Source organism: uncultured Corynebacterium sp. (assembly GCF_945649885.1).
In the GTDB taxonomy this organism is placed as follows: domain Bacteria; phylum Actinomycetota; class Actinomycetes; order Mycobacteriales; family Mycobacteriaceae; genus Corynebacterium.
This window is the reverse complement of record NZ_CALZFS010000125.1, coordinates 1-8414: the sequence shown is the minus strand read 5'-3', so window position 1 is coordinate 8414 and position 8414 is coordinate 1. Positions and strand designations below refer to the sequence as shown.

The 8414-nt window shown below is 55.9% G+C and carries 14 protein-coding genes; 4 read left to right on the top strand and 10 right to left on the bottom strand.

The window, feature by feature from the left end; translation table 11 throughout:
* Positions 1-583, top strand: a 583-nt coding sequence (locus tag Q0M74_RS11725) for an amino acid ABC transporter permease (RefSeq protein ID WP_293954673.1), incomplete at its 5' end; no start/stop codon positions are given.
* On the top strand, positions 567-1367 hold the full coding sequence (ehuA, locus tag Q0M74_RS11720; protein WP_293954671.1) for an ectoine/hydroxyectoine ABC transporter ATP-binding protein EhuA: 801 nt from the start codon (positions 567-569) through the stop codon (positions 1365-1367). The genes Q0M74_RS11725 and ehuA, both read left to right, overlap by 17 nt.
* 46 nt (positions 1368-1413) lie before the next feature.
* Here the strand turns inward: ehuA and Q0M74_RS11715 are convergent, their stop codons facing one another.
* Genes Q0M74_RS11715 through Q0M74_RS11705 form a run of 3 tightly spaced genes read right to left on the bottom strand, consistent with a single transcriptional unit; the run spans position 1414 to position 2542 of the window.
* A complete protein-coding gene (locus Q0M74_RS11715; protein WP_293954669.1) occupies positions 1414-1884 on the bottom strand; it encodes a hypothetical protein in 471 nt (156 codons plus the stop codon).
* Between the two features lie 20 nt (positions 1885-1904).
* Positions 1905-2096 carry a hypothetical protein gene (locus tag Q0M74_RS11710; protein ID WP_293954667.1) on the bottom strand — a complete coding sequence of 64 codons (192 nt, stop codon included), beginning with the start codon at positions 2094-2096 and terminating at the stop codon, positions 1905-1907.
* The gene (locus tag Q0M74_RS11705) at positions 2093-2542 is read right to left on the bottom strand and encodes a glycosyltransferase family 2 protein (RefSeq protein ID WP_293954665.1); all 450 of its coding nucleotides are present in this window, start codon (positions 2540-2542) and stop codon (positions 2093-2095) included. Before Q0M74_RS11705 ends, Q0M74_RS11710 begins: the two co-directional genes overlap by 4 nt.
* A 407-nt stretch (positions 2543-2949) precedes the next feature.
* Here Q0M74_RS11705 and arfB point away from each other — a divergent pair, with 407 nt between their 5' ends.
* A complete protein-coding gene (arfB, locus tag Q0M74_RS11700; protein WP_293954679.1) occupies positions 2950-3396 on the top strand; it encodes an alternative ribosome rescue aminoacyl-tRNA hydrolase ArfB in 447 nt (148 codons plus the stop codon).
* A 2-nt stretch (positions 3397-3398) separates the two neighbouring features.
* Here the strand turns inward: arfB and Q0M74_RS11695 are convergent, their stop codons facing one another.
* From Q0M74_RS11695 to ychF, 7 genes are all read right to left on the bottom strand, one after another.
* Positions 3399-3905, bottom strand: a complete 507-nt coding sequence (locus Q0M74_RS11695; RefSeq protein ID WP_293954663.1) for a 2'-5' RNA ligase family protein — start codon at positions 3903-3905, stop codon at positions 3399-3401.
* A 6-nt stretch (positions 3906-3911) separates the two neighbouring features.
* Positions 3912-4283 (bottom strand): carboxymuconolactone decarboxylase family protein, encoded by a 372-nt coding sequence (locus Q0M74_RS11690; protein ID WP_293954677.1) that lies wholly within the window; start codon positions 4281-4283, stop codon positions 3912-3914.
* Between the two features lie 71 nt (positions 4284-4354).
* A complete protein-coding gene (locus tag Q0M74_RS11685; protein ID WP_293954675.1) occupies positions 4355-4432 on the bottom strand; it encodes a type II toxin-antitoxin system YoeB family toxin in 78 nt (25 codons plus the stop codon).
* Positions 4433-4722: 290 nt separating this feature from the next.
* A complete protein-coding gene (locus tag Q0M74_RS11680; protein ID WP_293954661.1) occupies positions 4723-5103 on the bottom strand; it encodes a hypothetical protein in 381 nt (126 codons plus the stop codon).
* 15 nt (positions 5104-5118) lie between these two features.
* Positions 5119-5346, bottom strand: coding sequence for a helix-turn-helix transcriptional regulator (locus Q0M74_RS11675; protein ID WP_293954659.1), 228 nt, complete (start codon positions 5344-5346; stop codon positions 5119-5121).
* A 294-nt stretch (positions 5347-5640) separates the two neighbouring features.
* Positions 5641-6081, bottom strand: coding sequence for a YtoQ family protein (locus Q0M74_RS11670; RefSeq protein WP_293954657.1), 441 nt, complete (start codon positions 6079-6081; stop codon positions 5641-5643).
* Positions 6082-6418: 337 nt separating this feature from the next.
* The gene (gene ychF / locus Q0M74_RS11665; protein ID WP_293954655.1) at positions 6419-7504 is read right to left on the bottom strand and encodes a redox-regulated ATPase YchF; all 1086 of its coding nucleotides are present in this window, start codon (positions 7502-7504) and stop codon (positions 6419-6421) included.
* A 236-nt stretch (positions 7505-7740) separates the two neighbouring features.
* Between ychF and Q0M74_RS11660 the strand changes: the two genes are divergently transcribed.
* On the top strand, positions 7741-8414 hold a 674-nt coding region (locus tag Q0M74_RS11660), incomplete at its 3' end, for a sodium-dependent transporter (RefSeq protein ID WP_293954653.1).

Here is an 8414-nt window from a genome sequence, read left to right as displayed (position 1 = left end):
CACCCTGCTGGTCACGGTCCTGGGAACATTGATCGCCACTGTTCTGGGCCTGGTCATCGCCATTCTGATCCGGGTACTCCCCCGCCCACTGGCTGCCATTGTGCGTTGGGCTGCCAACTTCATCCGCATGACCCCCATCATCGTTCAACTGTTGGTGGTGTTCTACGGAATGGTGTGGCTGGAGCCCCTGACCATCGGCATCCTAGTGTTCGGCGTGCACTATGCCACCTACATGTCAGAGGTCTACCGCGCCGGTATTGAATCGGTACCCAAAGGCCAGTGGGAAGCCATCACCGCGCTGTCCATCTCACCACGGCGTGCCTGGTCAAAGGTGATCATCCCGCAGGCATTACGTTCCACAGTTCCATCACTTGGAAACTACGCCATCTCTATGTTCAAGGAATCCCCCTTCCTCATTTCCATCGCCGTGATGGAGATGGTCAACACTGCACTGGAGGTCGGTGGATTCACCTACCGTTACAACGAGGTCATCACGATCGCAGGAATCATCTTCCTGGCAGCCAGCTACCCGACCGCCCTGCTCGTGAACCGATTGGAGAAACGACTTGCCTACGCCCACTAACCCAACCAACACCCCCGTCATTGAATTCCGGGATGTGGGTAAATCCTTCGGCGACCACACCGTGTTGAAGGATCTCAACTTCACCATTGAACAGGGTGAGAGGGTCACCCTCATCGGCCCCTCCGGCTCCGGCAAGACCACTATTCTGCGTTTGGTGATGACCCTGGAGGAACTGACCGACGGCTACATCTTCATCAATGGTGAACCACTGACCCACACGGAACGCAATGGCAAACGGGTTCCAGTTCCCGCTAAGAATCAGAAACAGATCCGCACCAAGATCGGCATGGTGTTCCAGCAGTTCAACCTATTTCCCAATATGACGGTGCTGGAAAACATCATCGAAGCCCCCATCCACGTGCTGGGTGTTCCAAAACAACAGGCCATTGCCAAGGCCCGCGAACTACTCGAGCAGGTTGGGTTGCCCCAGAAGGAAAATGCCCACCCCACTTCCCTATCCGGTGGTCAGCAGCAACGTGTGGCCATTGCCCGGGCACTGGCGATGGATCCGGAGATCCTCCTGCTGGACGAGGTCACCTCAGCGCTGGACCCCGAAGTTGTGGTGGAGGTCTTAGGTATTTTGCGACATATCGCGGCAACCACCAACGTCACCATGCTGATTGTCACCCATGAGATGTCCTTCGCCCGTGATGTCTCCGACCGCGTGATGATGCTGGACAACGGCAAAATCGTGGAATCTGCTGATCCCCACACAATTTTCACCGAACCGGCGCAGGAACGCACCCAACAGTTCCTGTCTGCAGTGCTGGGCAGTGGGTTATAGGACACGCTGTTGTGCGTCGATAAGCATTGCGCTTGTCGACGCCCTGTCAGCATGACCGGGGGAAGTAGTCAGGATTTTCCCAACTGGAGATACCCAGGCTAATTGAATGCAGATCCTCCATGTTCGGTGGAAGATACTTATCAGGTACCGGACCCTGCCAGTAGATCTCCCCTTCTACGGCCCCGTATATCTTCCTCACCAGGTTCTCACCATAGAACCAGCGGTCACTGAGAACGCTTACTTCCTGGGGGTAGACATCGTCGATAGTCCATGACCACCGCTCAGGATCATCCTCATAGCAATACCCCAGGAAACCCTTCTGGGAACCAGCTAGAATATGCAGCACAAAATGGATGAACTGACCATCATCCCAGACGGCCACCACCGGGAAACGCGGAAGCTTCTCCACTCCCTCATCATAGAAGGAGTCGCTTTCATCCCTACGCCACTCCAATCCCTGTGCCAAGGCTTCAGCCAACCGGGACATATTCATGCGAGGATCAGGGGGTTGGTTCATTAGGTATCAGGCTTCCGGTTTCACTTTTCGGCATCCGGATAGATGCTACGGGTTTCAGCACGCTCGTAGGTCCGTGGCAGGTAATCACGGAAGTAGATGCGCGGCATGGTTTTCACCAGGGCGAGGGTCACATAGATGGCGGTATTGATGGCCACGAATGCCGCCAGTGCCGCGAACCACTCTGAGGTGAGAATAGATTCTGGGAGGATCATGACTGTTCCTTCCTTTCAGACTCGGTTGTGGTGGTACTGAGAGCAACATCATTTTGTCCCCACTGCGCCTGCTTTGCCAGGAGAATATCCAGCACTCCTTTGAGGAACACCAGGTTGAGGAAGGTGGCAAACATCAGTTCAGGAATGAGAAGTGCTGCGAGAAATCTGGCAAACCATGTTGATTTCCATACCGTCACCACCCGTTCAATCATGAACAACACTCCGAGCATCATCCAGAATGGGTACCAGATCCACTCATCCCTGGCGAGGATCGTGATGATGATGACAAGGAAGTACGCAGCAAGGGCGAGCGCTCCATAACCAATGCCCAACTGCTGGAACCAGTAGCGGGTGGTCTGGGGTGTCACACCATAGGCTCCGAGGTTTTCCAGAGCACCGCGTTGCCAGCGCAGACGCTGGTGCCACAGTTGCTTCCATGTGGGCATGACCTCCGTGACCACCGAACATTGAGTGGGAGAAACCATCAGCCCACCAAGTGATTTCAGCGCCAGTGTCAGCTCATTATCTTCTATGAGTTCGGTGATCTACTGAATGCGGCTGTTGAACCCTCGCTATAAACAAGGAGCCATCGACTGGTTGAGTTCATGAAAGCAACCTTTCCTGGAGGGACGCTGAAACCCCTCCCGGATCCAGCCCCCACCTGATGTAGGTGTTCACCCTGAACTTTACCAATCATCAATTTAAACGCATTCAGTATTCATCTGATCGTTGAACTGAGATTCAGTGTTATGTCCGATCGCCGACGAAAACGTCGACCGGCTCTTTCTCCCCGACTTCTGCATGGAGCGGGGTGTCTACCCACCGTGGCAGCCAAGCCGCTAACATCAACATCATGGACGGCCTGAAGATCATCCCTGGCCCCGGTATCCCCGATGGCCTCATCATTCCAGAGACCGAGCTCAGTGAACGTTTTTCCCGCTCCTCCGGGCCCGGCGGCCAAAACGTCAATTCCACGGACAGTCGGGTACAGCTCTCCTTTGATCTCGCCGCCACGAGCATGCTGAGCGACTCCCAACGCCACCGCGTCCTCCGCAACCTGGCCAGCCGACTCGATGGTGGCACGATCCTGACGGTGACCGCCACCGCCCAGCGTTCCCAGTTGCGTAACCGCAGCGACGCCCGAGAGCGTATGTCCACGATGCTCCGTGAGGCGCTCGCCCCCGCACCGCCCTCACGCAAGAAGACCAAGCCCACCCGGGGTTCGATCCGTCGACAGCGCAAGGCCAAACTACATCGCTCAGATGTGAAGGCCAACAGGCGACGCCCCGATTTACCCTGAGGCTAGAGGCCCCCGGCCAGCACGGTGAGTTCCTGAGTCCGCGGCTTCCACAACGCCGCCCGCGCGGCCGTGAGTTCCTTGAAATGTGGCGAGGTCAGCTCATCCAGAGCCTGGATATAGTCCGGCACGATCTCCCGTGGCAAACGTAATCCTACGGTCAGGTGCGGAATCCACCGCTGGCCACGACCATCCGGATTGATCCCGCTGAGCTCACGCGCCACTACTTCAAGGGCTTCATCGGTTTCCAGCAACCAGGCCACCGTCTGCTTGCGCTTGGTGCCGAACACAACAGTGCCCACCCGACGGAAACGGGCGGGAATCACCGCAGGCAGCAGCTCAACGGCACGCTTGACGACGCCTTCCTCCATCTGTGGTGAAAACGTGATGGTGATGTGCGGCGTCTGGTTCTGCAAGGGAAAACCCCGCCCAGCCAGCTGTGCGAAAATATCGCGCACCTGCTGTTCCTCCCTTTCAGGAAGATGCAGCAGGATATTGTCAGGTGAAGCCATGAAGGTCTACCCCTCGAATGCGGCCTTCATACAACGCATAGCAGCCAAGGTCTTCGGCACACCGATATACGGCATCAGGTGGACGAAGCACTCCGCCACCTCTTCCCTGCTCATGCCAGCGACATCCACGGCAGTCTTGATGTGGCCGGTCAGCTGTGGCTCCACCCCACCCATCGCAGCCAGGGCCGCCATGTTCAGCATCTGACGATCTCGCAGCTCTAGGCCCTCACGCTGGTAGGTGCCCCCGAACACCGCCCCGACAACCCAGTCCGAGGAACCCGGCGCGAACTCATCCAACTGCTTCTTCCAGGCCGCGGCACCTTCCGGTGACTGCGTATCCTCAACAAACTTGTTGCCCTTGTCCATGCTCAGTTCCACGGTGTTCTCCTCTTTGCGATATTCCAATACGACGCGCCATCGTATCAGGAAAATTGCACGTCAAGGGGCGATTAATAGTGATAGCGTGCCTGAAGAATGATCAGGTCATCACCAATGACGAGGTAGACCAGACGATGTTCCTCGGTGATACGGCGTGATCAGGCGCACTAGCTATTCCCGCTCGAACTCATGAACTTCAGTATGTCCCGCGACGGCACGCTCATAAGAATCCAACAGGCGAAGGGTATTGGCAGGCGAAGGGAAAAGATATGCTGTTTCTTTCCACGCTGCGTACTCATCTACCGACACGAGTACTTGCATTGCCTTCAGGGGAGATGGTCTTCACTGCTTCACGGTCATTATTGACACGTTGGATTAAAGAAAACAGCGTCTTGCGAGCCTCAGTCCTACCGGAGCCTCTGCCCTCACAAGAAGACTTCTATTTATTAATCGGTGTTTCAACAACGACTTCAGCCACGGGAGGAAATTCCATAAAAGTAATCCCCTCGGTATGTGGATAAAACTCAAGATAACCTGGGCGAGCACCATCAATAAACAGCAACAGACCTGCTTCATCTGTCGAAGCCCCTACCACCAGGGATCCAGGGAGATCCCCATATTCAGTCTCCTCATTACCCAGTGAGATTGATGGACAGGTCCCACAACCGCAGCTATTCCACGCCCGGATATCAGGTAGCTGTGCCAACACCTGTTCACGCAGTGATGCGACCGTGCCCTGTTCGATCATCATCCGGAGCACGTCTATTTCACGGCTTTTCAACTTCCTCGGCATGAAGATCAACCTACCTGTTTCAGTCAAGGCACCACTTTAAGCTCAAGCAACCTGGATTCTTATCGCCCGCAACATATGCGATAGCCAACCCGCAGCCGATTGCCTCAGGACAGCTTTGAATAGTGCCGATCTTCGCATTATCGAGATCACCTTTTCCATCCTGGACACCTGTCTCTGGCTGACCTCAGTCCTCTCTGCCAGCTGCACCTGAGTAAATCCTGCTTGTTCACGCAATTTCCGAAGTTGATAAGCGTTAACCTCCGAGATCATCTGTTCATCATGTGGATCAACACTCTCACGGCTGACAGGATGATTGCTGAACGCTGAGGGCCAAATACATAACACTATGCGCAACCTGGAGTGCGCTGCAGAACCAGGTCATAATTCCTTATATATTGCGATGCCTGGAGGAAGCCGATCAGGAGGCTGGCCGCCACCAGCGTGATGGGGCCACCTCCGAGACTGGTGCTGCTAATTTTGGGCGTGGGAGCATGGTCCCCATGCCAAGTGACCTTGACATTTTCTTTTGCTTCATTTGCCTGTCGAAAAGCGCCACCCGCGCTTTTAAGCCTTGAGCACGTAGCGCAGGGTCTCCACCACCTGATCGGTGGTCTTGCACCAGCCCTGCGCTTCAGCATCAACTTCCTTGAGTGGGTGGACGAGGTCGACGTCGTGAAGCGTCACATAGGGCTTGCCCAACGCGGCGCAGTAGCCGGCATCAAAAGCTGCATTCCACTGCTTGTACTTGTCGCCGAAGCGCACCACCACGAAATCAGCCTTTTCAATCAGGGTGCGGGTGCGGATGGCGTTGACCTTGGCCGACTGATGGTCGCGCCAGAAGGAATCTTCATTCTCCCCCAGGTGGTCGCCGGCGGCATCACTTGCAGGGTGGTCAGTCACCGGTGCGGTAAAAACCACGTCCAGGCCGGCAGCCTCAGCGCCGCGCTGGATCTCCTCACGCCAGTCAGTGTGGATTTCCCCGGAAAGATAAACATTGAAACTCATGGTCAGAAGCTCCTTTATCAGGTGTGGACAAATCTAATCTTCTTCCCCACCATCCCACAGCCCGACGCAGGGGGCCAGAAAACAAGAATTGAAACCACAGACGACTGGATATGGATATAAAATTAATCAGGCCATTACAGGCACCGACTCATCAGCTACGTCCCCTTGAGAGGACGAGATCCACCCATGACTATCCGCTTCCCTGCCCCACTCCGCCCCCATGCCACGACTGCGGGAGAGATGTGAGAACAATGCAAAAACCCGCACCTCAACTAAACGTTGAATGTGCGGGAAACCGCTGTTCATACTGTAAATCTGGTCCAGTTCAGACTGAAAACTACACGTTGAACTTGAAGTCCACGATGTCGCCGTCAGCCATGATGTATTCTTTGCCTTCTTGGCGGACCTTGCCTGCGGCCTTGGCATCAGCCATGGATCCTGCAGCATCCAGATCAGCGAAGGAGACAATTTCAGCCTTGATGAATCCGCGTTCGAAATCGGTGTGGATAACGCCGGCTGCTTGTGGGGCGGTGTCGCCCTTGCGGATGGTCCAGGCGCGGGATTCCTTTGGACCTGCGGTGAGGTAGGTCTGCAGGCCGAGGGTCTCGAAGCCGGCGCGGGCCAGGGAGTGCAGGCCTGGTTCGGTCTGACCGACGGACTCAAGCAGCTCAGCAGCTTCATCGTCTTCAAGCTCAAGAAGCTCAGTCTCGGTCTGTGCATCCAGGAAGACACAGTCTGCTGGTGCAACAAGTGCGCGCAGTTCGTCCTTCTTGGCCTCGTCGGTCAGCACTGCCTCATCGGAGTTGAAGACATAGAGGAAAGGCTTGGCGGTCATGAGGTGGAGATCACGGATCAGGGCCAGGTCGATGTCGCCAGCCTTTGCTGCGGAGAAGAGGGTGCGGTCATCGCTGAGGATGTCCAGTGCCTTCTTGGTTTCCGCCAGGGTCTCAGCAAGTGACTTGTCCTTGCGGGAATCCTTCTCCAGGCGTGGGATGGCCTTCTCCACGGTCTGAAGGTCAGCAAGAATCAACTCAGTGTTGATCACGGAGATATCATCAGATGGGTTGACTTCACCATCAACGTGGATGACGTTTTCATCGGCGAAGGCGCGAACGACCTGGCAGATGGCGTCTGCTTCGCGGATGTTAGCCAGGAAGGCGTTACCCATGCCTTCGCCCTCGGAGGCACCCTTGACGATGCCGGCGATGTCCACGAAAGACACGGTGGCAGGCAGGATCCGCTCGGAACCGAAGATCTCAGCAAGACGGTTCAGGCGGGTGTCCGGCAGTTCGACGAGGCCGATATTCGGCTCAATCGTGGCGAAGGGATAGTTCGCCGCCAGGACATCGTTACGGGTAAGGGCATTAAAGAGGGTGGACTTGCCAACGTTGGGCAGGCCGACAATTCCAAGAGTAAGGCTCACGGGCACATATCCTATCAAGTCTCATGGTCAGAGCGGTAGCGGGGCATAAAGGCACACTCCCACCCCGGCAGTGGCTCCCTACCAAAAGTCAAGAAAATGTCATCCACGTCACCCTGTATGGTAATTTCATCAGACATCCGTATACCGGTTTCAAGACGTTCCACACCTACCCCCGTGGCTTTCGTCCTGGCGACCACCTACCCCTTTGTTACTCCTCACTGATGGAGCTTTCAACGATGTCATCGCCATCATCACAGCCTGATTCCCAGGCCACCACACCTTCTTCGCGCGGCCCTCAGCGCCGCGAGGTCTTTTCTTCCCGTTATGTGTTCATGCTCGCAGCCATTGGTTCCGCTGTCGGCCTGGGCAATATCTGGCGATTCCCCTACGTTGCCTATGACAACGGTGGTGGCGCCTTCCTCATCCCCTACATAGTTGCCCTGTTCACCGCAGGTATCCCCCTGCTGTTCCTCGACTTCGCACTCGGACATCGTTACCGTGGCAGTGCACCGCTTGTTTTCCGGCGTTTCAAGAAGCGCACCGAATCACTCGGTTGGATCCAGGTGGGTATCGCCTTCTTCATCACCATCTACTACGCAGCCATCATCGGCTGGGCGGGTCTGTATGCGATCAAGTCGCTGACGCAGGCCTGGGGTGATGATCCCGATACCTACTTCTTCAGTGACTTCCTGCAGTTTGATGCAGAGTCCACCTTCTCGCTGGATATCGTTCCGCAAATCGCCATCGCACTGTTCCTGGTGTGGATCCTGGCCATCGTGGTGCTGGCCATTGGCGTGGATAAGGGCATCGGCAAGGTCGCCATGGTCTTCATGCCGATCCTGGTGGTCATCTTCTTCATCGTCTGTATCCGTGCCGTCTTCCTGCCCGGTGCGGAGATTGGCCTGGATGC

What these genes read in the sequence shown, in the direction of transcription:
- Q0M74_RS11705 (WP_293954665.1), bottom strand. Translation starts at nt 2,542, where the DNA reads ATGCCCACATGGAAGCAACTGTGGCACCAGCGTCTGCGCTGGCAACGC.
- Q0M74_RS11675 (WP_293954659.1), bottom strand. Translation starts at nt 5,346, where the DNA reads ATGATCTCGGAGGTTAACGCTTATCAACTTCGGAAATTGCGTGAACAA.
- Q0M74_RS11695 (WP_293954663.1), bottom strand. Translation starts at nt 3,905, where the DNA reads ATGGCTTCACCTGACAATATCCTGCTGCATCTTCCTGAAAGGGAGGAA.
- arfB (WP_293954679.1), top strand. Translation starts at nt 2,950, where the DNA reads ATGGACGGCCTGAAGATCATCCCTGGCCCCGGTATCCCCGATGGCCTC.
- Q0M74_RS11715 (WP_293954669.1), bottom strand. Translation starts at nt 1,884, where the DNA reads ATGAACCAACCCCCTGATCCTCGCATGAATATGTCCCGGTTGGCTGAA.
- Q0M74_RS11710 (WP_293954667.1), bottom strand. Translation starts at nt 2,096, where the DNA reads ATGATCCTCCCAGAATCTATTCTCACCTCAGAGTGGTTCGCGGCACTG.
- Q0M74_RS11670 (WP_293954657.1), bottom strand. Translation starts at nt 6,081, where the DNA reads ATGAGTTTCAATGTTTATCTTTCCGGGGAAATCCACACTGACTGGCGT.